This window comes from Shewanella sp. BF02_Schw (assembly GCF_014596695.2).
Classification (GTDB): domain Bacteria; phylum Pseudomonadota; class Gammaproteobacteria; order Enterobacterales; family Shewanellaceae; genus Shewanella.
In genome coordinates this window covers 61,977-88,664 of record NZ_JABKAW020000002.1, presented here as the reverse complement: position 1 = coordinate 88,664, position 26,688 = coordinate 61,977, and the positions used below count along the sequence as shown (strand labels likewise).

Annotated in this window: 27 protein-coding genes; 16 read left to right on the top strand and 11 right to left on the bottom strand. The window is 41.6% G+C overall.

What is annotated here, in order from left to right; translation table 11 throughout:
- The first annotated feature begins 583 nt into the window (after positions 1-583).
- Together HNW13_RS08795 and HNW13_RS08790 are read left to right on the top strand one after the other, a co-directional pair.
- Positions 584-1,141 carry a cytochrome b gene (locus HNW13_RS08795; RefSeq protein ID WP_192115828.1) on the top strand — a complete coding sequence of 186 codons (558 nt, stop codon included), beginning with the start codon at positions 584-586 and terminating at the stop codon, positions 1,139-1,141.
- A gap of 117 nt (positions 1,142-1,258) precedes the next feature.
- Positions 1,259-1,834, top strand: coding sequence for a YceI family protein (locus HNW13_RS08790; protein ID WP_192115829.1), 576 nt, complete (start codon positions 1,259-1,261; stop codon positions 1,832-1,834).
- A 90-nt stretch (positions 1,835-1,924) separates the two neighbouring features.
- Here the strand turns inward: HNW13_RS08790 and HNW13_RS08785 are convergent, their stop codons facing one another.
- Positions 1,925-2,203 (bottom strand): oxidative damage protection protein, encoded by a 279-nt coding sequence (locus tag HNW13_RS08785; RefSeq protein ID WP_101086395.1) that lies wholly within the window; start codon positions 2,201-2,203, stop codon positions 1,925-1,927.
- 34 nt (positions 2,204-2,237) lie between these two features.
- Positions 2,238-3,311, bottom strand: a complete 1,074-nt coding sequence (mutY, locus tag HNW13_RS08780; RefSeq protein WP_192115830.1) for an A/G-specific adenine glycosylase — start codon at positions 3,309-3,311, stop codon at positions 2,238-2,240.
- 234 nt (positions 3,312-3,545) lie between these two features.
- Here mutY and trmB point away from each other — a divergent pair, with 234 nt between their 5' ends.
- The 5 genes from trmB (at position 3,546) to HNW13_RS08755 (ending at position 8,184) form a co-directional block, all read left to right on the top strand.
- The gene (gene trmB / locus HNW13_RS08775) at positions 3,546-4,262 is read left to right on the top strand and encodes a tRNA (guanosine(46)-N7)-methyltransferase TrmB (protein WP_101086397.1); all 717 of its coding nucleotides are present in this window, start codon (positions 3,546-3,548) and stop codon (positions 4,260-4,262) included.
- 35 nt (positions 4,263-4,297) lie between these two features.
- Complete coding sequence (locus tag HNW13_RS08770) at positions 4,298-4,624, top strand: YggL family protein (RefSeq protein ID WP_101086398.1); 327 nt, start codon at positions 4,298-4,300, stop codon at positions 4,622-4,624.
- A gap of 6 nt (positions 4,625-4,630) precedes the next feature.
- Positions 4,631-5,545 carry a glutaminase B gene (gene glsB / locus HNW13_RS08765; protein ID WP_101086399.1) on the top strand — a complete coding sequence of 305 codons (915 nt, stop codon included), beginning with the start codon at positions 4,631-4,633 and terminating at the stop codon, positions 5,543-5,545.
- 474 nt (positions 5,546-6,019) lie between these two features.
- The gene (locus HNW13_RS08760) at positions 6,020-6,832 is read left to right on the top strand and encodes a YggN family protein (protein ID WP_192115831.1); all 813 of its coding nucleotides are present in this window, start codon (positions 6,020-6,022) and stop codon (positions 6,830-6,832) included.
- Positions 6,833-7,242: 410 nt separating this feature from the next.
- Positions 7,243-8,184 carry a LysR family transcriptional regulator gene (locus tag HNW13_RS08755; RefSeq protein WP_192115832.1) on the top strand — a complete coding sequence of 314 codons (942 nt, stop codon included), beginning with the start codon at positions 7,243-7,245 and terminating at the stop codon, positions 8,182-8,184.
- Between the two features lie 454 nt (positions 8,185-8,638).
- On the opposite strand, the gene HNW13_RS08750 is transcribed toward HNW13_RS08755, so the two are convergent.
- From HNW13_RS08750 to HNW13_RS08710, 9 genes are all read right to left on the bottom strand, one after another.
- The gene (locus HNW13_RS08750) at positions 8,639-10,495 is read right to left on the bottom strand and encodes a DUF885 domain-containing protein (RefSeq protein ID WP_192115833.1); all 1,857 of its coding nucleotides are present in this window, start codon (positions 10,493-10,495) and stop codon (positions 8,639-8,641) included.
- Positions 10,496-10,696: 201 nt separating this feature from the next.
- Positions 10,697-11,836, bottom strand: a complete 1,140-nt coding sequence (gene hemW / locus HNW13_RS08745) for a radical SAM family heme chaperone HemW (RefSeq protein ID WP_192115834.1) — start codon at positions 11,834-11,836, stop codon at positions 10,697-10,699.
- Positions 11,837-12,523, bottom strand: coding sequence for an RdgB/HAM1 family non-canonical purine NTP pyrophosphatase (gene rdgB / locus HNW13_RS08740; protein WP_192115835.1), 687 nt, complete (start codon positions 12,521-12,523; stop codon positions 11,837-11,839).
- A 230-nt stretch (positions 12,524-12,753) separates the two neighbouring features.
- Complete coding sequence (locus HNW13_RS08735) at positions 12,754-13,152, bottom strand: DUF4426 domain-containing protein (RefSeq protein ID WP_242445147.1); 399 nt, start codon at positions 13,150-13,152, stop codon at positions 12,754-12,756.
- Between the two features lie 113 nt (positions 13,153-13,265).
- On the bottom strand, positions 13,266-13,565 hold the full coding sequence (gene yggU / locus HNW13_RS08730; protein WP_101086406.1) for a DUF167 family protein YggU: 300 nt from the start codon (positions 13,563-13,565) through the stop codon (positions 13,266-13,268).
- Positions 13,566-13,585: 20 nt separating this feature from the next.
- Complete coding sequence (locus tag HNW13_RS08725; RefSeq protein ID WP_101086407.1) at positions 13,586-14,134, bottom strand: YggT family protein; 549 nt, start codon at positions 14,132-14,134, stop codon at positions 13,586-13,588.
- Positions 14,135-14,369: 235 nt separating this feature from the next.
- Positions 14,370-15,188: a pyrroline-5-carboxylate reductase gene (gene proC / locus HNW13_RS08720; protein ID WP_192115836.1), complete on the bottom strand. Its 819-nt coding sequence runs from the start codon at positions 15,186-15,188 to the stop codon at positions 14,370-14,372.
- A 404-nt stretch (positions 15,189-15,592) separates the two neighbouring features.
- On the bottom strand, positions 15,593-16,342 hold the full coding sequence (locus HNW13_RS08715) for an IS5 family transposase (RefSeq protein ID WP_124011573.1): 750 nt from the start codon (positions 16,340-16,342) through the stop codon (positions 15,593-15,595).
- Between the two features lie 100 nt (positions 16,343-16,442).
- On the bottom strand, positions 16,443-17,129 hold the full coding sequence (locus tag HNW13_RS08710; protein ID WP_192115837.1) for a YggS family pyridoxal phosphate-dependent enzyme: 687 nt from the start codon (positions 17,127-17,129) through the stop codon (positions 16,443-16,445).
- Positions 17,130-17,156: 27 nt separating this feature from the next.
- Between HNW13_RS08710 and HNW13_RS08705 the strand changes: the two genes are divergently transcribed.
- From HNW13_RS08705 to ruvX, 9 genes are all read left to right on the top strand, one after another.
- Positions 17,157-18,194, top strand: coding sequence for a type IV pilus twitching motility protein PilT (locus HNW13_RS08705; protein WP_059744125.1), 1,038 nt, complete (start codon positions 17,157-17,159; stop codon positions 18,192-18,194).
- A gap of 12 nt (positions 18,195-18,206) precedes the next feature.
- The gene (locus HNW13_RS08700; RefSeq protein WP_192115838.1) at positions 18,207-19,319 is read left to right on the top strand and encodes a PilT/PilU family type 4a pilus ATPase; all 1,113 of its coding nucleotides are present in this window, start codon (positions 18,207-18,209) and stop codon (positions 19,317-19,319) included.
- A gap of 281 nt (positions 19,320-19,600) precedes the next feature.
- Positions 19,601-20,704 carry a hypothetical protein gene (locus HNW13_RS08695; RefSeq protein ID WP_192115839.1) on the top strand — a complete coding sequence of 368 codons (1,104 nt, stop codon included), beginning with the start codon at positions 19,601-19,603 and terminating at the stop codon, positions 20,702-20,704.
- A gap of 127 nt (positions 20,705-20,831) precedes the next feature.
- The gene (locus HNW13_RS08690; RefSeq protein WP_101086412.1) at positions 20,832-21,365 is read left to right on the top strand and encodes a glutathione peroxidase; all 534 of its coding nucleotides are present in this window, start codon (positions 20,832-20,834) and stop codon (positions 21,363-21,365) included.
- Between the two features lie 302 nt (positions 21,366-21,667).
- Complete coding sequence (hemH, locus tag HNW13_RS08685; protein WP_192115840.1) at positions 21,668-22,681, top strand: ferrochelatase; 1,014 nt, start codon at positions 21,668-21,670, stop codon at positions 22,679-22,681.
- A 274-nt stretch (positions 22,682-22,955) separates the two neighbouring features.
- Entirely contained in the window at positions 22,956-23,285 is a 330-nt protein-coding gene (gene yciH / locus HNW13_RS08680; RefSeq protein WP_059744130.1) for a stress response translation initiation inhibitor YciH, read from the top strand.
- 33 nt (positions 23,286-23,318) lie between these two features.
- Positions 23,319-23,879, top strand: a complete 561-nt coding sequence (locus HNW13_RS08675) for a YqgE/AlgH family protein (RefSeq protein ID WP_101086414.1) — start codon at positions 23,319-23,321, stop codon at positions 23,877-23,879.
- A gap of 269 nt (positions 23,880-24,148) precedes the next feature.
- Positions 24,149-25,704, top strand: a protein-coding gene (locus tag HNW13_RS08670; protein WP_192114312.1) for an IS3 family transposase whose coding sequence is annotated in 2 segments (ribosomal slippage) — positions 24,149-24,602 and positions 24,602-25,704 — 1,557 coding nt in all. Because the reading frame shifts where the segments join, the coding sequence is not laid out codon by codon here.
- A 300-nt stretch (positions 25,705-26,004) separates the two neighbouring features.
- The gene (gene ruvX, locus HNW13_RS08665; protein ID WP_192115841.1) at positions 26,005-26,424 is read left to right on the top strand and encodes a Holliday junction resolvase RuvX; all 420 of its coding nucleotides are present in this window, start codon (positions 26,005-26,007) and stop codon (positions 26,422-26,424) included.
- The last annotated feature ends 264 nt before the right edge of the window (positions 26,425-26,688 follow it).

Below are 26,688 nucleotides of genomic sequence, written 5' to 3'. Positions count from 1 at the left end.
CTGAAATGCTAGGGCATTTACTCAACGGGATAGAGGTGCTTCGGATATGGTTATTTAAGGCCATACGATCTTTCAAGCTCAATTTTACCGTTAACTGTGGTGACTATTGATACCAGACAGAGCTATGGTATGTCGTTATTCGTTATTCGTTATTCGTTATTCGTTATTCGTTATTCAGTAAGCATTAAGCAGTAAACAGTAAACAGTAAGCGATAACGTCGTAGAAAGAAGCCACAAACGCTGCCCGAAGAGTTCAGTTCAATCTTTATAGAATATGTTTGTTACAGTGCATAAGCGTAGTTAGAGACTTAATGTCTAACACTGCGCTGTCTTTTAATATAAAAAACTAAGCCGTTTATCTTGAAAATATTTAGCCAAGAAAGATCAATACATCCTAGATGCTATTTGATAATTAGTGACTACAATTGAGACATGTTTAATAAGTAGTTGCTTAATTATTTGGTTGTTCTCTATTTTAATACCTGTTACTTCTATTTTATAGAACGATTTTGGCTATTTTTACTGATTTTCTTTCCTAAAATTAACGTTAAAATGTTGTGACTTTTTTAGAGGAAAGTAAGACATGTTAAAAAACACTTCAGCTGGCTATGGCTTAGTAACCATTTTTTTCCATTGGTTGTCCGCCATCGCAGTTATTGGTCTATTTAGTGCTGGTTATTGGATGGTAGATCTTACCTACTACAGTAGTTGGTACCAAACTGCGCCGCATCTGCATAAAAGTGTCGGTTTGCTTTTACTTGGGTTAACGCTATTAAGGCTAGCTTGGCGAGGGATATCACACACTCCGAGCCCATTATCGAATCATCAGCCTTGGGAAAAACGCTTGGCAAAGTGGGCACATACTGTTCTTTATACGCTAATGTTACTTATTATGAGTTCAGGAATTATGATTTCGACAGCCGATGGTCGAGATATTTGGATTTTTGACTGGTTTGCCGTGCCATTTCCTAATGCTTTTATTGATGATCAAGCTGATATAGCGGGGTTAATACATCAATACCTTGCCTATAGCTTAGTTGGTTTGGTTATGTTGCATGCAGCTGGTGCGATTAAGCATCATTTTATTGATAAAGATAACACCCTTAAAAGAATGCTGATGCCAAATCGTATTAGCAAATAATCGAATTGTTTAACCGTTGAATTGTTAACCGTTGAATATATTAACCGTTATGTTTGATGAATATCTCAATACCTCTTTATATATCTACTTGTTATTAACTTAAAGGAATAAAAAACCATGAAAAAACACCTTATAGCAGCACTTATCAGTACAACGTTTATGTTACCTGTTGCTGTTAATGCTGCCGACTATGTTATCGACACTCAAGGTGCGCATGCATCAATTCAATTTAGTGTAAGCCATTTGGGTTATAGCTTTGTGGTTGGGCGCTTTAATGAGTTTTCTGGCGACTTCAGTTTCGATGCTGACAAAGTCGCAGATGGCAAAGTGAATGTTAACATTAATACTAACAGTGTTGATTCTAATCATGCCGAGCGTGACAAGCATTTACGCAGCGAAGACTTTTTAAATACCAGTAAATTCCCTGAAGCCTCTTTTTCATCAACCTCGATTGTTGATAAAGGCAATAACCAGTTTGTGATTAATGGTGACTTTACCTTAAATGGTGTGACAAAGCCGTTAACCATTGATGCCGTTGCTATTGGTGAAGGTAAAGATCCATGGGGTGGATATCGTGCTGGTTTTAGCGGCACAACCACTTTTGCGATGAAAGATTTTGGTGTCAAAATGGATTTAGGTCCAGCTTCTGCTAACGTTGAATTAGCATTGGTAGTGGAAGGCGTTAAACAATAAGCTGTCGGATTTAGTCATTGATAACCAAAAACAAAGCCGCTAAGTTAAGCGGCTTTGTTGTTTAATATAGTTATCTATTATATTACTAGGTTATTCATCTTCAGCAGGTGGAACATAGCCTTCAATTTCAACGTCTTTACCTTCAAATAAAAAGTGAGTCATTTGCTCTTCAAGAAATTTGCGGTCATCAACATTCATCATATTGAGCTTTTTCTCATTAATGAGCATGGTTTGTTTCTTTTGCCATAAGCCCCAAGCTTCTTTACTGATATTGTCAAAAATACGCTTACCTAATTCGCCTGGGTAAAGCTGAAAATCTAAGCCGTCAGCTGATTTGTTTAGGTGTTGACAGTGAACTGTGCGAGCCATGATGATTCCTTACTAACTTTAATTACACTAAAAACTAATATGTCGCGAAAAGTACGGCTAAATTAGCCAAAATACGTTCTGTGGCGGCTGCCAACCCGACTTTCGCAGGTTGCTCTATGTTATACCAGAGAGCCGAGGTTTGTTCCATGATGCCTGTTGCTTGATCGACAGATAGTTCAACTAATACTGGTTGAATATCAAGATGGAAATGACTGAATGTATGCCTAAACCCTGCAAGCCCTTGTTCTGACTCTGTCAAATTATGCAGCGTTAAATAATCTTCTAATTCTGCTTGCTGTTCAAATTGCGGAAAACACCATAACCCCCCCCAAATACCTGCTGGTGGGCGTTGGATAAGCTGAACTTTTACAGAATCTCCGCTGTTGTCGACTAATACCAGCATAAAAGCTGATTTTTCTGGCGTCACTTTCTTAGGTTTTTTACCGGGATATAGACTTTGATGACCCGTCTGTTGAGCCACACAATCAATTGCTACAGGGCAGGCTGCGCAATTAGGTTTACTGCGAGTGCAAACACTTGAACCAATATCCATCATTGCCTGGTTAAACTTTTCAACGTTTTTGGCAGGTGTGAACGTATCGGTTAATTGCCACAATTGTTGTTCAACGTTTTTTTGCCCTGGCCAACCTTCAATAGCACCATGTCGGGCCAATACTCGTTTTACATTACCGTCTAAAATAGGGTGGTGTTGACCGAGCGACAAGGATAATACTGCGCCAGCAGTTGATTTACCGATTCCAGATAACGCGAGCACATCATCAAACTGAGTAGGAAACTCGCCATTAAAAGCATCACGAATATGTTGGGCTGCTTTATGTAAATTGCGTGCTCTGGCGTAATAACCTAGGCCAGTCCACAAATGCAGCACCTCATCTTGATGAGCATTAGCAAGATCTACCACGCTGGGGAAAAGCGCCATAAATTTTTCATAATAGGGAATAACCGTCGCGACTTGGGTTTGCTGGAGCATGATCTCCGACACCCAAACACGGTAAGGCGTTTTATTGATCTGCCAAGGCAGTGATTTACGACCATGTAGGTCATACCAAGCGATGATACGCTCAGAAAATGGAGTCAGATTTTTCATGGGCGCAGTGTAGCCATAGCCATTTTATTACACAAGTGGCACTGCTATTTTAAATCACACGTTTGCACTAAATTAGCGTAAACATGTGCAATGAGTTTAGGTATAATGCCCAACTGATTTTAAAATTGATCTATTACAGATAGCAAATGCGTAATGTGTTGATAAATAGTGGCTGCTTAACGGTTAGACATTTAGTAACACAGCACAACAAAGTACGCAGACAATGAGGCAAAGATGAGCGACGTTACCACAGCTGAATTTAACGAAGACGGTAAGTATATTCGTAAAATCAGAAGTTTTGTTTTACGCGAAGGCCGTTTAACCAAAGGCCAATCTCAAGCAATTGAAGCACATTGGCCAGCAATGGGACTTGATTATACCCCACAAGCATTGGAGTTAACTCAAGTGTTTGGTCGCGATGCTGATACCGTGTTAGAAATCGGTTTTGGTATGGGGGCATCATTAGTCCAAATGGCAAAAGCTGCCCCAGAGCAAAACTTTATTGGCATAGAAGTTCATAAACCTGGTATTGGTACGTGTCTTTCTGATGCAGGTGCAGCTGAAGTGACTAACTTACGTGTATATCATCATGATGCAATGGAAGTGCTAGAGCACAGCATTGTTGATGGTTCACTTGAGCGCGTACAATTGTTTTTCCCTGACCCATGGCATAAAAAACGTCATCATAAGCGCCGGATTGTACAAGCTGAATTTGTACAACTTATCCGCCGTAAGCTTAAAATTGGTGGTGTATTTCATATGGCAACCGATTGGGAAAATTACAGCGAGCATATGTTAGAAATAATGAATGCAGCAGAAGGTTATAAAAATCAATCAACAACTGGTACAGTTGTCGAACGTCCAGAGCATCGTCCGCTTACCAAGTTTGAAGCAAGAGGCCACAGACTCGGTCACGGCGTATGGGATATCATGTTTGAGCGTACTGCTTAATCACAACTACACTTTCAGCAATCGGAGAATACACCATGGCGCAAAATCGTAGTCGTCGTTTACGTAAAAAATTACGAGTTGATGAGTTTCAAGAATTAGGCTTTGAAATCAACTGGACTTTTGATGAGTCGGTATCTGAAGAAGATATTGATAACTTAGTTGATCAGTTTCTTGTTGAGGTCATTGAACCTCGTCAATTAGGTTTCCACGGTGGTGGACACAAGCAATGGGAAGGTATTATTGCTACCCAAGCTATCGGTAAATGTACTGATGAAGATACCGCAGCAGTGAATGCATTCTGGAAAGACAAGCCAGTTTCTAACCTCGAAGTGAGTGATTTGTACGATATCTGGTGGGGTTAAGCTAAATTGCCTGAGCAATTATTACTTCAACAAGCCGTCGATAAAGTAAGATCGCTATTGGGTAAAGGCAAGGTTGCAGGATATATTCCTGCGCTTGCCTGCGTTGACCCTAACAAAATAGGGATTGCCGTTACTACCCTTGATGGCCAAACAATTGGTGCCGGTGATTACCTTGAGCCTTTTTCAATTCAAAGTATTTCTAAAGTCTTTAGCCTTACTCAGGCACTTAATTTATATACTGAAGATGAAATTTGGAGTCGTGTGGGTAAAGAACCCTCAGGGCATTCATTTAACTCGCTGGTACAGGTCGAATTAGAACGCGGTAAACCTCGCAACCCTTTTATTAATGCCGGTGCGCTAGTTATTGCTGACTTGTTGCAAGCCCGTTTAGGGGCGCCTAAGCATCGTATGCTTGAGGTTGTGCGTCAATTGAGCCAGAACCCGACGTTAGCCTACGATAAAGTTGTGGCGGATTCTGAGTTCCAGTTCAGTGCACGTAATGCATCTATTGCCTATTTAATGAAGTCATTTGGTAATTTTGAAGGCGACGTCAATACCGTACTTAAAAGTTATTTTCATTATTGTGCATTAAGAATGAATTGCGCTGACTTGTCCCGTGCGATGTTCTATTTGGCTAATCGCGGTAAGACACTCGATGGTGACAGCTTAGTGTCACCAGTGCAAACTCGGCAACTCAATGCATTACTGGCGACATCTGGATTATACGATGGCGCAGGAGAGTTTGCTTATCGAGTAGGTATGCCCGGTAAAAGTGGCGTGGGGGGCGGCATTATTGCGGTTATTCCTGGTGATATGTCTATTTGTGTGTGGTCACCTGAGCTAGACAATAATGGTAACTCGCTTGCGGGCACAGCCATGTTAGAACATTTAAGCCAACAGTTAGGCCGTTCAATTTTTTAGTTTATACAAGGGCTAATCTTTCGCGGTTAACGTTGTTCGACCTTAACGTACTCACTCTTTGTATATCAAATCTGAATCTATAATATTGACTCAAAACGTTTAAAAGTCATTTTACTGCCCACTTGGGCAGTTTTAGTGGCTTCTTTTCGCCTAGGTTATTGCTTACTTATCTAGAACAATCACACGTCGTATACGCTTACTTGTCTAGCAAAATACAAACTGCAGTAAAATTCATCCTGAAGCTCAGCGGGCCCTAGATAGATTAATTATTATTGAGATTGGTAAAATAGACTATTTATTGGTTTATTTTACGAATACACTTCCGCTATTGTATATTCATTAGCTTATATATTGTCTTATTTTATCATTAATCTATTAAAAGTCATGTAGTTATAACTATTGGCATAGCTTGTGCTTTATAAAGCTCATATACGAGCTAATTATTGATATATGTATAGCAAAAGGATTTTTATCATGACCAAACAGAAGTTGATTTGTAGTGTAGCGTTAACCAGCATGTTATTCACAGTAGGGGCGCTAACTCCCGCCATGGCAAAAATGTCCATTAATGATGAAAAGTGCAATGTGACATTAAACTATGACGTTACTGTTGAACCAAAAAAATTGCAGATTAGTGATAATGGATCCGAGAAATATCGCGTCGAACTCAATCAACTATATGTAGACGGTAAAAAAGTCACCTTAACCGCTAAACAACAAACGTTACTCACTCAATATTCTGATGAGCTATCTCGTCAAGTACCTGAGGTAATTGATTTGGTTGGTGATGTTGTCGTAATGGCATCTCAAGCAGTCAATATGGCATTAACCCCAATATTTGGCGACGCCACTGGTAGCCAAATTGATAAGCTAATGACAGGGATTCAAACACGCATTGACACCATGGCGTATCAGCAAGGCGATAAATTTTATTTAGGTTCAACAGACTCTTCAATTGAACATGCATTTAATGAAGAGTTTGAACAAGAGATAGAACAAATGGTCACCAACTCAATGGGATCATTAATGATGACATTAGGTAGCCAGATCATGTCTTCTGAAGGCGGTTCATTTGAAGAAAAAATGAATACCTTTTCACAAAAAATGGACAATGTCGGTAAAGACATCGAGCAACAACTTGAGTCGCAATCACAAGGCCTTGAACAACGAGCCGATAAAATTTGTGATAATTTCGAAGGATTATTAGTGTTAGAAAGCCAAGTGCGTAAATCCATACCAGAACTTGCACCTTATACATTGGCCAAGCTAGGCGAGCTAAAAGAGTAAATTTATTTTGTTCAACCTGTCTTCCCGGACACCTGACCTTCCCCTGTGCTCTTTTTGAAGACACAGGGGCTTTTTTTTGGGGCCAATTCTAGCTGGTTTACCGCTATAGCTCGTGTTGCTTTGTTCTGATAAAAAAATTGTCAATTATAAATATAGAGCCATAGAGGCTTTTTTTGTTATACTCGTGAGAATTATTACAAAATTACACTCTACTTTAGATGTGGTTATATTTCAGAATCTTCATTTGTTAGTGTTGATTAAAGATATTAGTTTGTTTTGATGCTCATTTGGCAGCAACAATCATAATATCTGAGTGTCGATATTGATGCTAAGCAAGGTTTAGTTACCAGCAATGGCTAACAGATATCTGAAATTTTTATTAATGTCGTAACCAGCTTAAGGCGACTTTCATGTTAGAACTGTTAGAACCTATCGCAATTTTTACTCATGTTGCACGTGCAGGAAGTTTTAGTGCTGCAGCCAGACGTCTTGGCATTTCTAAATCTAAAGTAAGTACTCAAGTTGCAGATCTTGAACATAAACTTGGTGTGCAACTTATTCAGCGCACAACCCGCAGTTTAAGCCTTACTGAAGCCGGTAATTTATTGTATCTGCAAGGTGAAGAACTCCTTCGTGATGCAGAGCAGGCCGTTTCAAGTGTTCACAACTTAAATGATGCAACTCGTGGTGTATTAAAAGTTGGGATATCACAATCATTTGGCACCATGCACATTATTCCAGCTTTACCAGCATTTATGGCAAGGCATCCAGAGCTTGAACTACAAGTGAGCTTACTTGATCATAAAGTCGATGTTGTCAGTGAAGGCTTAGACTTATTGTTAACCATGTCTGAGCAATTGCCGCTGGGTATGGTGGCAAGACCGTTAATGAAATGTCAGTTCTTGTTAGTCGCATCACCGGGTTATATTGCCCAACATGGTAACATTAGCCGCCCAGAACAATTGGTTGAACACAATTGTTTGGTGTATCAAGGCGAGTGGCATGAGCACAGCATGTGGCAATTTAAAAAGGGTGACGATTATTGCGAAATAGGTGTATCAGGCAATTTCCGTGTCGATAATGCGCCAGCATTGAAATCGGCCGCAGTAAGTGGTTTAGGCATTGTCTATTTAGCCAGTTACTTAATGGAAGATGAAATCGCTCAAGGAACATTGATTCCTTTGTTACCTGATTGGCAGTTGACTCACAATCTTCCATTACAAGCTGTGTATCCTCGTCGTAAACATCTAGCTCCAAAAGTCAGTGCGTTCATTGATTTTATTAAAACGCACATCAGCAGCCCACCTTATTGGGATGCTAAGTTCGATCATTTGTATAAACTTCGTAAGTAAAAGTGGAAACATTATTTCAAATTTAGAACAAAGCCGCAACTCACCTTGCGGTTTTGTATTAAGTGGTTGATTTTAAAGTGCTTAAGGTGTTGATTGATTAGTTTATTAGTAAGTTGCTAATCAAGGGTTTAGCAATTTACATTTGTTAACTAGTTGAACTCTGTTCTGATATCAATACAATAGTACTCAGTTGATTCGAAATGATTTGAACCCTACGTTTTTCTGAGAAATGACCCCTTTTCAGTGAGATGTACAAATCGGCAAGGTAGCAAATTTTGAGTCAGTGTTGGCAATGGTTTTCGAACTAAAATAATGCCAACCTTAAAACCATCATCCTAATTTATTTGGTTTACCCCAGACTTTGTTCTGGGGTTATTTTTTTGTGGAAATTGATAAAGCAAAACGGCAACCTCAGGTTGCCGTTTTATGTTTCGAGTGGATTAATGATTAAAAATTACAGCGATTGAACCTGCTTAATCCACTTATTTACTTGCTCTTCAAGTATGTCTAATGGCAATGGTCCATTTTTAAGGATTACAGTATGAAATTCGCGAATATCAAACTTGGCTCCTAGCGCCTTTTTAGCCTGCTCACGTAGTTGTAATATTTTAATCATACCTACTTTATACGCAGTAGCTTGTGATGGCATAACAATATGGCGTTCGACCATTTTTATCGCATCAGACTCAGCGTTTGGAGTATTCTCAACGTAATAGGCAATAGCCTGCTCACGAGTCCACTTTTTAGCGTGTATCCCAGTATCAACCACTAAACGGCATGCGCGCCATAGCTCCATCGATAAACGACCAAAGTCAGAGTATGGGTCGGCATATAAGCCCATTTCCTTCGGGAAATATTCTGAGTAAAGTCCCCAACCTTCAATATAAGCAGTGTAACCGCCAAATTTACGGAATTTTGGAATGCCTTGCAGTTCTTGGGCAATAGCAATTTGCATGTGATGTCCTGGGATCCCTTCATGGTAAGCAAGCGCTTCCATCTGATACTTTGGCATCGCTTCCATTTTGTATAAATTAGCGTAATAGCTTCCAGGGCGAGAGCCATCTGGTGCAGGTTGATCGTAAAATGCTTTACCTGCTGATTTTTCTCTAAACGCTTCTACCTTTCGTACCACTAATTCGGCTTTAGGCTTAATCGTGAACACTTCGTCTAAACGAGACTCCATAGTATCGATCAGCGATTTTGCTTGGGCGAGATATGCCGTTTTGCCTTCATCAGTTTCTGGGTAATAAAATTGCTTATCATCGCGCATGAACACAAAAAACTCTTGTAAGCTGCCGGCAAAGTGTACCTTTTTCATAATGACTCGCATTTCATCATGAATACGCTTAACTTCAGATAAGCCAAGATCATGGATAGTGTCTGCGGTCATATCGGTTGTAGTGGTGCGGGCGAGGGCGTTATTGTAAAACGCTTCTCCGTCAGGCAGTTTCCAGGCTCCATCTTGAGTATCGGCTCGAGCTTCAAGTGACTTGGTATAGGTGATTAACTGCTCATAGGCAGGTTTTACCTTAGTCAGTAGAGCTTGTTTTACTTCGACTAATAAGGCTTGTTTGTTGCCATCGGTTATATCGAGTTTATTTATCTTACGGTTCGCGTCAGCCCATAACGCGCTGTCTTTTCCAGTCTCTGTAAATGGGGCGCCAGTGATAATGTTTTTACTATCGGAAATTACATATGGGAAAACAAATTTTGGCGCGATAATATGCTTTTTAGCGCGAATTTCTAATGAGGTCTCTAATTGTGCCAGTAGTGTTGGTATGCCGTTCAAACGGCTAATATAAGCTTTAGCATCACTTTCATCGGTTATTTGATGTTGGTTAATCAATAATGAAGCTACCACAGAATGGACGCCATACATTTGGTTAATCGGATAGGTGTGATAACGCCATTTATCGTCGCTAATACTGTGTTCTAAGCTGGCCTTCAACAGTTCATAACTGAGCGCAGCTTGTTCATTTAGTTTATTGGCATCAAGGCGAGTTAATCTTATTAGTTGCTGTTTACTGCGGGCTAAATCAGCATCTGCAGCAGCATCAGACAAGTCATTCCACTTGCCGTAATCTTGTTTGATACCCAGGTAAGTTTGGTTAACCGGATTTGCCATCACATTTTCCATAAAAATGGCTTCAAACAATACGTTGGCTTTTTCTGATTCAGTTTGTTGGCTTGATGTCGCTGTACTTTCTTGTTGGCTCAATTGCGGCATGTTGTGCAAGTTCGCCATGGCTGATGCGCTTAATAAGCTTGATAACGCGACAGCAACGAGAGTTGTTTTAGTTTTAATAGACATTGATATCTTCCCAAAGTACCTAAGTTATAAGCGCATATCCTAATCAAGCTTTGCCTAAATGTGTGAATAGAAATGTTAGAAAGTGTGTATTTAAGGTAAGTAAATTGTGGCGCTAGAAGCAGATTTTTGATTATTGACTCGCAGTTAACGGTTTAAAAAGAAAACCGCGAGTCATATTATTTTATTCAATCGACTGGTAAATTAAATAAACTGAGACAGCAAATCATTTACAAACATGTGGCCTTTAGACGTCAATTGCCAATGCGTTGTGGTTTCTGTCAATAATCCCCGTTCAATTGATTTTTGCATTCCTTGTTTTACTACCTCAGCTGATTGGCCTGTACGCTTCTCAAATTCAGTTTTAGGGATTGGAGTCATCAACCTTAGACGGTTCATTAAGTATTCTAATGGGCGGTCTTCTTCAACGACATCTGTGGTTTCAAAGGTATATTTATCCGCAGCGAGGTAGCCTTTAGGGTGCTTTATTTTTACGGTACGTACAATCCGATTTGAGCCGGGCAGGGTGATTTTACCGTGGGCGCCGCAACCGATGCCAAGGTAATCGCCAAATTTCCAATAATTAAGATTATGGCGACATTGGAATCCAGGTTTTGCATAGGCTGATATTTCGTATTGCTCATAACCTAATGCCGCTAAGCGCTGCTGACCTTGCTCGTATATTTGCCACAGATTTTCATCGTCTGGTAATTGTGGCGGTTTTGAATGAAACAAGGTGTTGGGTTCAATGGTGAGTTGATACCAAGAAAGATGCGGTGGAGCTAAAGCCGTTGCCGTGTCGATATCGTGCATGGCTTCGTCAAAGCTTTGGTTCGGTAAACCGTGCATTAAGTCGAGATTAAAACTTAAATAATCTGCTTGCTTGGCTTTTTCTGCCGCCACTTTGGCTTCATCCTCATTATGGATACGTCCTAGCAGATTAAGTTTTTCTTTTGAAAAACTTTGCACCCCAATAGATAAGCGCGTGACACCCGCTGCACGATAGGCACTAAAGTCGTCGTGCTCTAATGTGCCAGGATTGGCTTCCATGGTGATTTCAATATTATCTTCAAAAGGGATTAACGCTTGCGCGCCTTCAAGTATGCGTTGAATTTGACTAGCATCAAATAACGATGGCGTGCCACCGCCGATAAAAATGGTATGCACCTTTCGACCTTGAACATACGCCAAGTCTTGTTTTAAATCTTCTAATAATGCATCGACATATTGTTGCTGTGGTAACTCACCGTTTTGGCCGTGGGAGTTAAAATCGCAATAAGGGCATTTTTGCACGCACCAAGGAATATGGATATACAAGCTAAGTGGGGGTAATTGCAATATCATTTATTGGTGGCCGCCAGAAGTATTGTTCGATGTACTGTTCGATAAAATGATACCTTGAGCTTTCATGGCACTCACTAATAACTCAAGTGCTTTGCCTCGATGGCTATGGGCATTTTTCTGTTCACGAGTTAGCTCTGCTGCCGAGCACTCAAAACCTTGCGGAATAAATACGGGATCATAACCATGGCCTTGCTCGCCTTGTGGAGCATGGTTGATTGTCCCTTCCCATGAAGCCTGGCAAATAATAGGCGTAGGATCTTTTGCATGACGCATATAAACCAGTACACATTGGAAACGGGCACTTCGAAGTGTTTCGCCTTGCAATGCATCAAGTAGCTTGAGGTAATTGCTGGTTTCGGTTGCATTGGCTCCTGAATAACGGGCAGAGTAAATCCCTGGTTGGCCTTGTAGTGCATCAACTTCAATACCTGAGTCATCTGCAATTGCAGCTTTACCGGTTATTTCAGCGGCATGGCGAGCTTTAATGATGGCGTTTTCTACAAATGTAGTGCCTGTCTCTGCAACCTCTGTCACGTTAAATTGATTCTGTGGTAATACTTCAATATTAAATGCTGTCAGCATTTGATCAAATTCGGCAAGTTTGCCTTTGTTGCCACTGGCAAGAACAATTTGTTGTTTGACTAAGGTATGCATAAGTTTTTTAGATGAGAGTAAATTTGCCGTCATTATACTCTAACTACCCCCTAGGCCGCTATGCGGATAGTGCGCTTCGCTTCTAGGGCATGACTTCGTCACTGCTAAGATCCTAGGCCGCTACGCGGATAGTGCGCTGCGCTTCTAGGACGTGACTTCGTCACTGCTAAGATTGAGTCGCTGGGCGATTAGGCTGTTGATTTTATAGGATCTAGCCGCGAAGCGTCCTAGCAGCGCAGCGCTCTAGGCTTTTTATCGATGATTTAATCTACATAGAATTTTTGTTTGAATTTCAATGAGGTGTTTAGCTGGTTGCCGTGCTTAATGGCTATGGTGAAATTAACATCTTGATCATCACGATAAGGCACTTCTGCGATGTAATAGATGGATTTCCCTTCGCGAATTTCTTTAAAATCCAGAGTTACGCGAGCATCAATTAAGTTATTGGCGATTCCTGAAATTTCAACTGGGACAGCTGGGTGTCCTTCTAGATTCGTATTGAGCACGGTAATGTTCACCAATCCATTGTAACTACTGCGTTCTATTCCATAGGTTTTTGCTATTTCTGGGGTAATAAAGGTGCTACTGAGCGCCATGTAATGAATATCAAAATTACCAACTTGTTGTTTTTGTTCTGCTTGAGCGTAGCCGATACTGGTCATCGTTATCAGTGACAACAATAATATTTGTAATAATGGGCGACATAAACGCAATGATTGGAACATAATTTAGTCCTTAGCGGGCATGAGCTATAACGTTATTATAGGAGAAACAGTCACAAAAGGGCGGCTATTTCAGGCGGAATAATCTGCGGTTGGCATATTTTAATTTGCTTATGACGACCTTGTTCACCCTTAAGGATATGAACCTGACTTTTAGCCACTTTACAGGCTTTTGCAAGGTATTTAGACAGATAAGCATTTGCTTTACCGTCAATCGGTGGCGCTGTGATAGCTATTTTTAATTCGTTACCGTGCAAACCGACAATTTGATCGCGGCTGGCTTTGGGTTGTACATACACAAAAAGCAGCAAGTCACCTTGCTGCTCATCGTTAATATAGCTGACTGGATTCATTAGTTAGATTTGTTCGACATCTAAATAATTGACCAAAACGGGATATATTGCGCACACAACATATTAATGAAATTCATCGCAATAAATACCACTAATACAGATAGATCTAAGCCACCAATAGCGGGTAGCACTTTGCGTACTGGCGCTAAAATAGGTTCTGTTAATTGGGTCATCACCATCACAATTGGGTTATAACCTTGGTTGAACCAACTCAATACTGCGCGGATAAGTAACATCCAAAAAAGTAACACGCCAGCTTGTTTTACGACAGAGATCACTGAGAATAATAACAAGGTAACAATATCTACAGTTGCCCCTGCAATGAAAGTAAGCACTAACATTTTGACCAACACGACAATCAGTGCCAGTACCATCGATGAAGTATCAAAACGTCCTACAGACGGTAATAGTCGACGCATTGGTGCGATAATCGGTTGTGTCGCTTTAACCACAAATTGGCTAAATGGATTATAAAAATCCGCTCTTGCAAGCTGCAGCCAAAAACGAAGAATGACGATCATTAGGTATAAGTCAAACAGAGTGTTGACTAAAAAACTCATTGCATTCATGTATGTTGCCTTACGTTGATGTGATTTAGTGCTTAATCTTGTACTTACATTAGAGCGCAGATTAGAGTGTGAATTAGCACTGAAATTAACTGCGTCAATATTTAACTGTACGACTAACTGAGTTAATAATATAACGGATTATCACTCAGATTTGGTGTTTATAAGCTTAGTTTAACGCAACTATTTTACACCAAAGAGGTTAACCGTAAGTTAAATAATCGTTCATCTCATAACGTTAGAATGTTTTAGCCATTTCTTGGGCTCTAGCAACGCAGTTTGTCATAGCTTTATCGACCAATTCGACTAAACCGCCTTGTTGAAACGTTTCAACGGCTTTAGCTGTAGTTCCGCCCTTTGACATAACATTTTGACGCAGTTCGGTTACCGATAACTGTTGGTTTTGTATCACCATTTGCGCGGCCCCCAAAGCGGCTTGCTCGGCAAGGAGTCTTGCTTTGTCTTCAGCCATCCCCATGTTGACGCCAGAGGCGATCATTGACTCGATAAACAAGAAGAAATAAGCCGGAGAGCTGCCTGCAAGGGCTATCACTTGATCTAATTCCGCTTCTTTATCAACCCAAACCACTTTACCGCCGCTTTGCATTAAAGTTTCACAAATCCCTTTGTGCTCGGCAGAAATACTGTCATCAGCATAAATACCTGTCATACCATAGCCAATTTGAGTCGGAGTATTAGGCATGGTGCGAATAAGTTTAATAGGTTGCTTAAAGTAGACTTGATAACGAGACGCTGGAATACCTGCAGCGATAGTGATGATTAACTTATTGGCTAAATCCAGTGAACTTAAGTCTTCACAAACCGTTGCCATTAATTGAGGTTTTACGCTTAACACGATGACATCAGCAGTTTGTGCAGCTGCATGATTATCGTGGGAAACTTGAATCGCAAAATAGTGCTGCAACGCATCCAATTTACCCTTGCTTGGATTGGTTGCATGAATAAGGTCACTAGGATAGCCATGCTTAACTAAGCCACTAATAATGCTACGAGTCATATTGCCCGCACCGATAAAACATACTTTTGCTTGAGTCATTAAGTCTGTATCCAATTAAAGAGTGAATTTATGTCCAACTGCAGTGTATGTTACCTAATTCAGCCCTAGGACGCTACGCTTCTAGGTTCTAGGGCGGACTGCGTCCTGCTAGGCCGCTACGCGGATAGAGCGCTACGCTTCTAGGTTCTAGGGCGGACTTCGTCCTGCTAGGCCGCTGCGCGAATAGAGCGCTTCGCTTCTAGGAACAGCTTCGCTGCTAAGATTGAGTCGCTTCGCGACTAGGCTGTTGATTTTATAGCATCTAGCCGCGAAGCGACCTAGCAGCGAAGCGTTCTAGGCTGTTGCTATAGATTTTATAGCGACCTAGCAGCGAAGCGTTCTAGGCTGTTGCTATAGATTTTATAGCGACCTAGCAGCGAAGCGTTCTAGGGGCTGTTGATCTTTCACATTGGCAGCCAAATTATAGAGCAAGCTAGAGCCAGCAGGCTTTCAAAATTAATTTTCAATTTATCATAGCGGGTAGCTATCGCTCTAAAATGCTTGAGCCGAGCAAAAGCATTTTCAACTAAATGCCGATATTTGTATAAACACCAATCGATATCGCCATTTCCTTGCTTCGAATTTTGTCTTCTAGGGATCACTGGCTTTGAACCACATTCACGCACTTTATCTCTAATCGCTTCACTGTCGTAGCCTTTGTCTGCAATAATAAAATGACTTTGTGGCAATAATTCAATAAGGGCATTAGCTGCTTTGCTATCATGAACTTCTCCACCTGTAACAATGAATTCTATCGGTAAACCATAGCTATCTACCGCGAGATGGATTTTGCTTGTATTACCACCACGACTTAACCCAATTGCTTGATTTTCATCAGATGATGCACCTGAACTGTGTTGATGGGCTTTTACATAACTTCCATCAATAAATTCCCATTCAGTATCACTATTAGTCGATAATGTTTTGAACAGCCTAAGTAAAATACCTTTTCTTGACCACAGTAAAAATCGACGGTAAATGGTATTCCATAAGCCAAAATATTCAGGTAAATCTCGCCAAGGGCAGCCAACACGCAATCGGTAAAGGATACCTTCCATCGTAAATCGATGCTCTTGCTTGTTATAAACTCTATCATCAAGCAGAATAGCTTTTAGCTTCGACCACATCTCATCAGTGAGCATTAATCGGGGCATGGTAATCTCGTTGTATTTGTTTTTGGCGAAGTGAATTATACGAGATTACCTTCTTCGCACAAAATTCAAACAAAGATCAACAGCCCCTAGGCTGTTGATTTTATCTTTCACCAAAGATCGCACTGCCAATGCGTACCATGGTTGAGCCATTAGCGATGGCGATGTCCATGTCGCCGCTCATACCCATTGATAAGGTGTCGACGTTAGGATATTGCTGCTTAAGTTGGTCAAAAAGTTGCTTTAATTGGCTAAATTCTTGTTGTTGAAGTTGTACGTCATCAGTCGCGGTTGGGATAGCCATTAATCCGCGCAGCTTAAGATTGCTCAAAGAGGCGATAGTAAGTGCTAACGTGGCGACATCCTCAGGATTAACGCCCGACTTTGATTGTTCCTGGCTAATATTGACTTGAATGCACACGTTTAATGGCGGCTTGTTATTTGGACGTTGCTCATGCAAACGTTGAGCAATTTTGGCGCGACTTAAGGTATGCATCCAATCAAAATGTTCGGCAACAATTTTGCTTTTATTCGATTGCAACGGGCCAATAAAATGCCACTCGATATCTGGGTAATCAGCCTGCAAGGCAGTAATTTTAGTTTCGCCTTCTTGGACATAGTTTTCACCAAATAGACGTTGCCCCGCTTGATAAGCGGCAATGATGTCGCTGATCGGTTTGGTTTTGCTCACTGCTAATAGGCTTATTTCGGCCGATGAACGTGAACACTTTTGCGCCGCTTGACTAATTCTACTCTGGGCGATTGATATTCTGTCTGCTATTGTTGTCATAATGTTGGTTAAATGGATGTCTCTACAATGGAAATCACTGAATTACTCGCCTTTAGTGTAAAACACAAAGCATCAGATCTACATCTTTCAGCAGGCGTTTCTCCTATGATCCGCGTTGACGGTGAGGTAAGAAAAATTAATTTACCTGCGTTAGATCATCAAGGCGTTCATAGTCTTGTCTATGACATCATGAATGATAAACAACGTAAAGACTATGAAGAACATCTAGAAATCGATTTTTCATTCGAAGTGCCTAATCTAGCGCGTTTTCGTGTTAACGCCTTTAATCAGTCGCGTGGCGCTGGCGCGGTATTCCGTACCATTCCGTCTGACATTTTGTCGCTTGAGCAATTGGGCGCGCCAGAAATTTTTAAGAAAATCGCCAGTTTCCCACGTGGCTTAGTATTAGTAACCGGGCCTACTGGTTCGGGTAAATCAACCACATTGGCTGCGATGGTCGATTATGTAAATGAAAACCGACATGACCATATTTTAACCATTGAAGACCCTATAGAATTCGTACACCAAAACAAGCAATGCCTAATCAACCAGCGTGAAGTTCACAAACATACACATAGCTTTAATGCAGCCCTAAGAAGTGCATTACGTGAAGATCCGGATGTTATTCTTGTGGGTGAAATGCGCGACCTCGAAACCATTCGCTTAGCCATGACCGCCGCTGAAACGGGTCACTTAGTATTTGGTACTTTGCATACTACTTCAGCTGCCAAAACTATTGACCGTATAGTCGATGTATTCCCTGAAGGTGAAAAGAGCATGGTTCGTACCATGTTGTCAGAGTCGCTTCAGGCGGTTATTTCACAAACATTGATCAAGAAAATTGGTGGTGGCCGAGTGGCTGCTCATGAAATCATGATGGGCACCCCAGCGATTCGAAATCTTATTCGTGAAGACAAAGTCGCACAAATGTATTCAGCTATTCAAACGGGTATGTCTCACGGTATGCAAACCCTTGATCAATGTCTGCAAAACTTAGTTAATCGTGGGTTAATTACCCGTGAAGATGCGATGCAGAAGAGTTCGAATAAACAAGCTAATTTCTAAGGAACTGGGATCATGGATGTTCGTCCGTTTTTAAATATGATGGTGGAAAAAAAGGCGTCTGATTTATTTATCACTGCTGGTTTTCCACCCAGTGCCAAAATCGACGGAGAGCTACGTCAACTATCCGATAATCGATTAACACCAGAGCAATCATTAGTGTTTGTTGAGTCGTTGATGAGTGACGTTCAAAAGAAAGAATTTCACGACACTAGTGAGTGTAACTTTGCATTTGCAGCCAAAGATTTAGGTCGTTTTCGTGTCAGTGCCTTTTGGCAACGCGAATCAGCCGGTTGTGTTATGCGCCGTATCGAAACCCAAATACCTGAAGTTGATGACCTAAAGCTACCCCCTATTTTGAAAGACTTGGTCATGAGTAAGCGTGGTCTTATCATTATGGTGGGTGGTACCGGTACTGGTAAGTCGACTTCGTTGGCTGCGCTAGTGGGATATCGAAATGCTCATGCTCGCGGACATATTCTGACCATTGAAGACCCAGTTGAGTTTGTGCATAACCATCGTAAAAGTATTATTACTCAGCGTGAAGTGGGTATTGATACCGACTCATTTGATGCCGCGCTTAAAAGCTCTTTGCGTCAAGCGCCAGATGTCATTCTGATTGGTGAAATCCGTACTCAAGAAACTATGGAGTTTGCGTTGTCATTTGCCGAAACGGGTCATTTATGCATGGCAACCTTGCATGCAAACAACGCTAACCAAGCACTCGATCGCATTATGCATTTAGTACCGGAAAGTAAGCACAATCAACTGTTGTTTGATTTGTCGTTAAATTTACGTGGCATCGTAGCGCAACAGCTTATTCCGAAATCAGACGGCACTGGGCGCCGCGCCGCCATTGAGGTGTTAATTAATACCCCTCGAGTGGCCAGTTTGATTGCTAAAAATGAGTTGCATTTACTGAAAGAAACCATGGGTAAGTCACGCGAACAAGGCATGCAAACTTTTGACCAGGCATTGCTAGATTTATATGTAGAGGGTGAGATTAGTTACGCCGATGCATTACATCATGCCGACTCGCCAAACGATTTACGTTTAATGATTAAATTGCGAAATAATGAAGCGGCTTCTTCAGGATCAATGGAAGGCATTACTCTCGACATGGATTAGTGATGTTTTGAGCCAATAAATGAGTGAATTAGTGATGTTTTGAGCTAATAAATGAGTGGATTATCAATCGAACCATTGGTTATGAGAGGTCGTAAGTAACATCTTACGGCCTTTTTTTGTTATCATGGTCGTTATCATTGTTATAATTACTCCTGTTGTCGTGGACATTTCGATGACAAAAGTACATTAAAACCTTTATTTAGTAACCTTATCCGTATAAACACATTATACGTTACTCATTTTTATCACGCTTTATAACATTGTTCTTTCAAGGATGTTTCATGCAGTTATGGCAAAAAATCACCGTCTTTTCTTCGTTAATCTTACTTCCGCTTTCGGCATCGGCTGTACCTGTCACCGATGAAGTTGATATTGGCGGTGCAGTTCGGGTGAACTACGGTTGGAAAGATTACGACGACAACGCCAAGCTTGAGTTTGAATTGTTCCGTGCTGACGTTAATTACAAGAGCAAAGATGGCTTATTCGCCTCAGCTCAGTATCGTTGGTATGAAAACATGGACGTAGTGCATCATGCCTACATGGGTTATCAATTTGATGACGCCCAATCAGTGCAAGTGGGTGTAACCCAAGTCCCATTTGGTTTATTGCCTTATGCTGCTCATTCATTTTGGTTCGGCGCAACCTATTATCTTGGTTTTGAAGATGATTACGATGCTGGTATCCATTACAAAAATGAACAAGATGGTTGGCGCTATGATTTAGCTTATTTTGTTAATGACGAAATTGGCGACGGTTCTAATTATGATCGTTACTCATTTGATGCGGCCACAACAGCCGATTCACCATATGAAGAGGCAGGACAAATCAACGCTCGAGTTGAACGTGAATTTACTTCTGGTGAAGTCACTCATAAGTTAGGTGGTTCATTACAATACAGCCAATTAGATTTTATGGCTGATGCAGCTACCGTAGTAGGTGAAGACACCAATGGCCTTGCCGCTGCAGCGCATTGGCAACTTGACTGGAAACAATGGCAATTACAATTACAATATATTCATTATGACTATGATATAGACAACAGTGAACGTATTGCGTTGAGTGCATTTCAATATCCATTTGAAATTGCTGCGGAAGCCGATGTTGCTACCGTTAACATTGCTAAATCGTTTGACGTTGATTGGGGACCAATCACTAATTTAAATTTTTACAACGATTACAGCCAGGTAATGGCATCGGGTCAAGGACTTGATGATTCTATCCAGAATGTGACTGGTGTTGCCATCACTGCAGGTAAATTTTATTCTTATGTAGATTGGATTGCCGGTAAAAATATGTGGTTTGTTGATGGTGCAGGTGTTGGTATCGATAACGGTGATACATCATGGCATTCACGTTTAAATATTAATATTGGTTTTTATTTCTAATCATTTATGATCTGAAAAAAGCAGTACTTCGTACAGTCCTGTTATATCTAATAGGCATCGATAAATTCGTTTATCGGTGTCTATTTCTATCTATTCTTATAAACTTTGAGTAAAGGACAAACTAACAATGATTAAATACCTAACGGCAATTGGCTTATTGGGATTAAGTTTTGGCTCCGTGGCTGCAAATTGTCCTGATTATCTCAATGTTGACGCTCGTAAATTACACTCAACAGAAAACGTCAATTTATGTGAACTCACCCAAGGCAAAGCCGTATTAATCGTTAATACTGCATCCCATTGTGGATTTACCCCTCAGTTTGAAGCACTTGAAGCATTACACAAACAATATGCCGACAAAGGTTTAGTAGTGATTGGCTTTCCATCAGATGATTTTTTCCAAGAAGAAAAAGACGAAGCTAAAACTGCCGATGTTTGTTTCATTAATTATGGTGTTACGTTTACCATGGTGGCAACATCACCTGTTAGAGGCGGTGAGGCTAACTCAGTATTTAAATACTTAGGCGACAAAACTGGCGAACCTAAATGGAATTTCTATAAATACGTAGTTTCCGCTGATGGCCAAACCGTACAACAATTCAGTTCTCGTGTGAAACCTGATAGCGAAGAATTGAAAAAAGCGATTGAATCAGTTTTGTAATCGTTAGCTAAACAGAGTTGTTTAGCTTAGCGGCTAAATAAAGCGGATAAATAAAGCGACTAGATAGAGCGACTAGATAGAGCGACTAAATAGAGCGACTAAATAGAGCTGCTTAATAGAATGACCTAAGCGAGTTAGCTAGGGTAAATAAATATTTGCCGAGTGCGGGTTAATTTGATGATAAAATCGATACCTAGCGCTCTTTTTGTTTTAAATGAATGCGATACAATTTTGATTTAAGCTCATGAGATATCCAAAGTGAGCTGTATTTATAAAACCATATCAATAACGGAGAAGATACTTTGGCTAGATTTTCAGGGTTAGATAAAGACACCGGCCACAAAGCTCGTGGCAAAACTGGTGTATTATTATTGAATCTAGGTACACCAGATGCACCTACTGCATCAGCTGTTCGCATCTATTTAGCTGAGTTTTTGGCGGATCCTCGAGTAGTCGAAATTCCAAAGCTGATATGGATGATTATTCTTCATGGGATTATTTTACGTATTCGTCCTGCTAAATCAGCAGCCTTATACAAACAAGTCTGGACCGACGAGGGCTCTCCTTTACTGGCTATCAGCCAACGTCAACAAGCCAAACTAGCCAAACATCTACACGCGCAAGGGTACGATGCAAGTGTACATTTAGCGATGCGTTATGGTTCGCCATCAACGTCGAGCACCTTACAAGCTATGCATAAACAAGGCGTAGATAACCTAGTTGTTCTGCCTTTATATCCGCAGTATGCTGCGCCAACAACGGGTTCAGCATTTGATGCTTTAGCTAAAGAATTAATGAAATGGCGATATATCCCGGCACTGCATTTTATAAACACCTACCATGACAACCCAGATCTTATTGATGCGCTTGCAGCATCTATCCAAAAAGATTTTGATCAGCACGGTAAACCGCAAAAACTAGTGATGTCTTACCATGGTATGCCTGAGCGTAATTTGCATTTAGGCGATCCCTATTACTGTTTCTGCTTGAAAACGACTCGTTTAGTGGTCGAAAAATTAGGCTTAAGTGAAGACGATTACGTTGCAACATTCCAGTCTCGCTTTGGCAAGGCTAAATGGTTACAACCTTATACTGACGCAACAATCGCCAGCCTACCAGCCAAAGGTATCACCGACATCGCCGTCATCTGCCCAGCATTTAGCGCCGATTGCCTAGAAACCCTAGAAGAAATCAAAGGAGAAAATCGTCACGTATTTGAAGATGCCGGCGGTAAAAACTTCAGATACATTGAATGCCTAAATGACAACGACGACCACATCAATATGATGGCCAATCTGGTAAAGCCTTTTCTATAGTTATAGGGCGTGACTCTGTCACTGCTAGGGCGCTTCGCTGCTAAGATCTTAGGCCGCTACGCGGATAGTGCGCTGCGCTTCTAGGTCGTGACTTCGTCACTGCTAGGGACAGCTTCGCTGCTAAGATCCTAGGCTGCAAGGCTGTTGATTTTATAGAATCTAGCCGCGTAGCGTCCTAGCAGCGCAGCGCTCTAGGCTTTTTCGCCTTTCACTGCTCGCCTCTGCTTTTATGATTTGTTAAACTCAAATAATGTTTTACTGCTAAAGAAATAATATGAGAATAGATCCCAATATCGCATTAGTTTATAGCACTGATAAAGGTCGTATTGATCAGCCAAAGCCACAAGCTGAAGTACCCACTGGCGACGGTATAGTGCGGATCCATAAAGACAGTAAAGGGCGTAAAGGTAAGGGCGTAAGTGTGATCAAAGGGCTCGAATTAGATGAAAAAGCCTTAAAAGACCTTGCGCAAAAATTGAAGAAACAATGTGGCTGCGGTGGTACAGTGAAAGACTTCTGCATTGAAGTACAAACTGACAATCGCGAACAAATAAAATCCATATTAGAAAAGTTAAATTTCACTGTGAAATTAGCGGGTGGATAATACAAAACGCTAAAACACTATTGGGGATAGCATATGGATAATTTCAAAGACCACTTTTTAATTGCAATGCCATCGTTAGATGACACATTTTTCGAGCGCTCGGTGATATACATTTGTGAGCATGATAAAAAAGGTGCCATGGGCTTAATGGTTAACCGTCCAATCGGTGTTGAGGTTGAAGATCTGCTTGAACAAATGGAACTCTATCTATCGCCAGAGTTTTTATTCTCCTTAGACAGTCAAGTGCTCATTGGCGGCCCTGTCGCCCCCGAACGTGGTTTTGTGTTACACACGCCTCAAAAGCACTGGGTTAACAGCACTGAAATTAGCGAAGAGACTATGTTAACCTCCTCGCGAGATATATTAGCCTCGATTGGTTCTGATAAATCACCCGAAAATTTTATTGTTGCGCTAGGTTATGCTGGTTGGAGTAAAGACCAGCTTGAACAAGAAATTGCCGACAACACCTGGTTAACGATTAAAGCGACACCAGAGTTATTATTTAACGTTGAGCCTGAACAAATGTGGCTAATGGCTACCCAACAGCTCGGGTTTGATATTTGGCAAATGTCCAGCCAAGTCGGACATGCTTAAAAATAGGTCGCTGCGCTTCTAGGGCGGACTGCGTCCTGCTAGGGTCGCTTCGCTTCTAGGGCGGACTGCGTCCTGCTAGGGTCGCTGCGCTTCTAGGACGGACTACGTCCTGCTAGGGTCGCTGCGCTTCTAGGACGGACTGCGTCCTGCTAGGGTCGCTGCGCTGCTAGGGCGGACTGCGTCCTGCTAGGGTCCCCCTGTGTCAGGATTGTTGTCACCCCTTAAAATCATCCAATAATTAAATAGAGGGGGCGGTCAATGAGAGCTCAATGGCACGATATTCATCTGAACGTAAAGAAGCAGTTTTAAAGAAGTTATTGCCTCCCCACAATATGACCGTCATGGAAGTGGCACGTAGTGAAGGGATCGCCTACCAAACCCTGTATCATTGGCGCGATAAAGCTAAAAAAGAGGGTCGCCCAGTGCCAGGTAAAAAATTGACCAGTAATGATTGGTCGGCCGAAGCTAAGTTTGCCGTTCTCATTGAAACAGCGCCAATGTCTGAAGCTGAAGTAAGCCAATATTGCCGAGAAAATGGTTTGTTTCGAGAACAAGTTCAGCAGTGGAAACAAGATTGTTTAGGGGGCTTTACGACAAGTGAAGTTCAAGCCAAAACGATTAAGCAGCAAGCCAAATCAGACAAAGCAGAAATCAAATCCCTGCAACGAGAGCTACGCTACAAAGAGAAGGCGTTAGCAGAAACAGCGGCTTTACTGGTGCTTAGAAAAAAGCTCAATGCGCTTTGGGAGGACGACAACGAGGAGAGTTAACGCCTTTGCCTAAGCGCATAACATTGGTGAATTTAATACAAGAAGCGTATGCCCACGGTGCACGTCTTTACAAGGCTTGCGCTGAAGCAGAGCTAAGTAAGCGGACGTATCGGCGCTGGTATCGAGCAGGAAAAGTACAAGCTGATTTAAGGCCCTCGGCGGTAAGACAGGAGCCAGCCAACAAGCTTAGTGATGACGAGGAAAAGCTGATACTGGCAACCTCGAATGAGGCAAGGTTTGCGAGTCTACCTCCCTCACAAATCGTGCCGACGCTGCTTGATGAAGGGGTCTATATCGCTTCAGAGTCGAGTTTTTACCGAGTGTTAAAAGCCAATGCTCAATTAAATCGACGTGGACGAAGCCAAAGCATAACAAAAAGAAGTAAACCAGATGCTTATGTTGCAGATGAGCCGAACAAAGTGTGGTCTTGGGATATCACTTATTTAGCTTCGGTCATCAAAGGACGCTTTTATTATCTATATATGTTTGAGGATATTTATAGCCGTAAGGTTGTGGGTTATGAAGTCCATGAACGTGAATGTGGTGAGCTAGCGGCCGAGTTAATGCAACGCAATATGCTGCGTGAGCAATGCTTTAAGAAGCCACTGGTATTGCACTCAGATAATGGTGCTCCGATGAAGTCGTTAACAATGAAAGCCAAGCTTGAAGAGTTAGGCGTTACCGCGTCATTAAGCCGCCCGAGTGTCAGTAACGATAACCCTTACTCCGAGTCGCTGTTTAGAACATTAAAGTATCGGCCAGAATGGCCTAGCTCTGGCTTTAAAAGCATCACCGAAGCACGAGAATGGGTCGAAGTATTTGTGACTTGGTACAATACTAAGCATAAACACAGCAAGCTCAACTTTGTGTCACCGAGTGAGCGTCATGCGATGCAAGACAGGACTATTTTATCTAAGCGTAAGATAGTGCTAGAGGAAGCGAGGTCAAGAAATCCTAAACGCTGGCCAAACGGTATAAGGAATTGTGACGCTGTAGGTGAAGTCACACTGAACCCAGATAAGAAGTCTGAAACAGAAACAAGAAATGCAGCTTAAAATTTAAGTAAAGAGTGCCAACTACCTTGAAAAACACCGGGGTCGCTTCGCTGCTAGGACGGACTGCGTCCTGCTAGGGTCGCTTCGCTTCTAGGACGGACTGCGTCCTGCTAGGGTCGCTTCGCTGCTAGGACGGACTACGTCACTAGGGTCGCTGCGCTGCTAGGACGGACTACGTCCTGCTAAGAACTGCTTTGCTGCTAAGATTTTATAGAATCTAGCCGCGAAGCGTCCTAGCAGCGTAGCGCTCTAGGCTGTTGCTTTTAAAGCGTCCTCTAAAGATTAAACCAAGAGATAAACATGCAACCACAAACCGTTTTAGGGTTCGACTACGGCACCAAAAGTATTGGTGTCGCTATAGGTCAAGCCATTACAGCTAGCGCCACACCTTTATTATCAATCAAAGCGGTTGATGGGGTCCCTAATTGGGATGATATCGACAAATTATTGAAAGAATGGCAACCAGATCTTGTTGTTGTCGGTTTACCGTTAAATATGGACGGCACCGAGCAAGAGATGACTCAACGAGCTCGAAAATTCGCTAATCGAATTAATGGTCGTTTTGGCGTTAAAATTGCCACCCAAGACGAACGTTTAACCACTGCAGATGCTAAAGCCCGTTTATTTGAATTGGGTGGTTTTAAAGCGTTAACCAAAGGTCAAATTGATGCGGTGTCAGCGGTGTTAATTATTGAAAGCTATTTCGAAAACCAGTATTAATCTAGATGCTAGATGCTAGATTCTAGGCCGCTACGCGGATAGAGCGCTGCGCTTCTAGGGACAGCTTCGCTGCTAAGATTTAGTCACCAGATTCCAGTATTAATCTAGATGCTAAGTGCTAGGCCGCCACGCGGATAGAGCGCTGCGCTTCTAGGGACAGCTTCGCTGCTATGATTTAGCCACCAGACTCAAGTACCGTTAGAGTTACTAGGTCTTTTAGCTTTTATAGCATCTAGCAGCGTAGCGCTCTAGTCATCTAGATTT

Bases quoted from the DNA above. Each gene is read 5' to 3' on its own strand.
- HNW13_RS08795 (WP_192115828.1), top strand. From the start codon at position 584: ATGTTAAAAAACACTTCAGCTGGCTATGGCTTAGTAACCATTTTTTTC.
- HNW13_RS08790 (WP_192115829.1), top strand. From the start codon at position 1,259: ATGAAAAAACACCTTATAGCAGCACTTATCAGTACAACGTTTATGTTA.
- HNW13_RS08785 (WP_101086395.1), bottom strand. From the start codon at position 2,203: ATGGCTCGCACAGTTCACTGTCAACACCTAAACAAATCAGCTGACGGC.
- mutY (WP_192115830.1), bottom strand. From the start codon at position 3,311: ATGAAAAATCTGACTCCATTTTCTGAGCGTATCATCGCTTGGTATGAC.
- trmB (WP_101086397.1), top strand. From the start codon at position 3,546: ATGAGCGACGTTACCACAGCTGAATTTAACGAAGACGGTAAGTATATT.
- HNW13_RS08770 (WP_101086398.1), top strand. From the start codon at position 4,298: ATGGCGCAAAATCGTAGTCGTCGTTTACGTAAAAAATTACGAGTTGAT.
- HNW13_RS08760 (WP_192115831.1), top strand. From the start codon at position 6,020: ATGACCAAACAGAAGTTGATTTGTAGTGTAGCGTTAACCAGCATGTTA.
- HNW13_RS08755 (WP_192115832.1), top strand. From the start codon at position 7,243: ATGTTAGAACTGTTAGAACCTATCGCAATTTTTACTCATGTTGCACGT.
- HNW13_RS08750 (WP_192115833.1), bottom strand. From the start codon at position 10,495: ATGTCTATTAAAACTAAAACAACTCTCGTTGCTGTCGCGTTATCAAGC.
- hemW (WP_192115834.1), bottom strand. From the start codon at position 11,836: ATGATATTGCAATTACCCCCACTTAGCTTGTATATCCATATTCCTTGG.
- rdgB (WP_192115835.1), bottom strand. From the start codon at position 12,523: ATGACGGCAAATTTACTCTCATCTAAAAAACTTATGCATACCTTAGTC.
- HNW13_RS08735 (WP_242445147.1), bottom strand. From the start codon at position 13,152: ATGACCAGTATCGGCTACGCTCAAGCAGAACAAAAACAACAAGTTGGT.
- yggU (WP_101086406.1), bottom strand. From the start codon at position 13,565: ATGAATCCAGTCAGCTATATTAACGATGAGCAGCAAGGTGACTTGCTG.
- HNW13_RS08725 (WP_101086407.1), bottom strand. From the start codon at position 14,134: ATGAATGCAATGAGTTTTTTAGTCAACACTCTGTTTGACTTATACCTA.
- proC (WP_192115836.1), bottom strand. From the start codon at position 15,188: ATGACTCAAGCAAAAGTATGTTTTATCGGTGCGGGCAATATGACTCGT.
- HNW13_RS08715 (WP_124011573.1), bottom strand. From the start codon at position 16,342: ATGCCCCGATTAATGCTCACTGATGAGATGTGGTCGAAGCTAAAAGCT.
- HNW13_RS08710 (WP_192115837.1), bottom strand. From the start codon at position 17,129: ATGACAACAATAGCAGACAGAATATCAATCGCCCAGAGTAGAATTAGT.
- HNW13_RS08705 (WP_059744125.1), top strand. From the start codon at position 17,157: ATGGAAATCACTGAATTACTCGCCTTTAGTGTAAAACACAAAGCATCA.
- HNW13_RS08700 (WP_192115838.1), top strand. From the start codon at position 18,207: ATGGATGTTCGTCCGTTTTTAAATATGATGGTGGAAAAAAAGGCGTCT.
- HNW13_RS08695 (WP_192115839.1), top strand. From the start codon at position 19,601: ATGCAGTTATGGCAAAAAATCACCGTCTTTTCTTCGTTAATCTTACTT.
- HNW13_RS08690 (WP_101086412.1), top strand. From the start codon at position 20,832: ATGATTAAATACCTAACGGCAATTGGCTTATTGGGATTAAGTTTTGGC.
- yciH (WP_059744130.1), top strand. From the start codon at position 22,956: ATGAGAATAGATCCCAATATCGCATTAGTTTATAGCACTGATAAAGGT.
- HNW13_RS08675 (WP_101086414.1), top strand. From the start codon at position 23,319: ATGGATAATTTCAAAGACCACTTTTTAATTGCAATGCCATCGTTAGAT.
- ruvX (WP_192115841.1), top strand. From the start codon at position 26,005: ATGCAACCACAAACCGTTTTAGGGTTCGACTACGGCACCAAAAGTATT.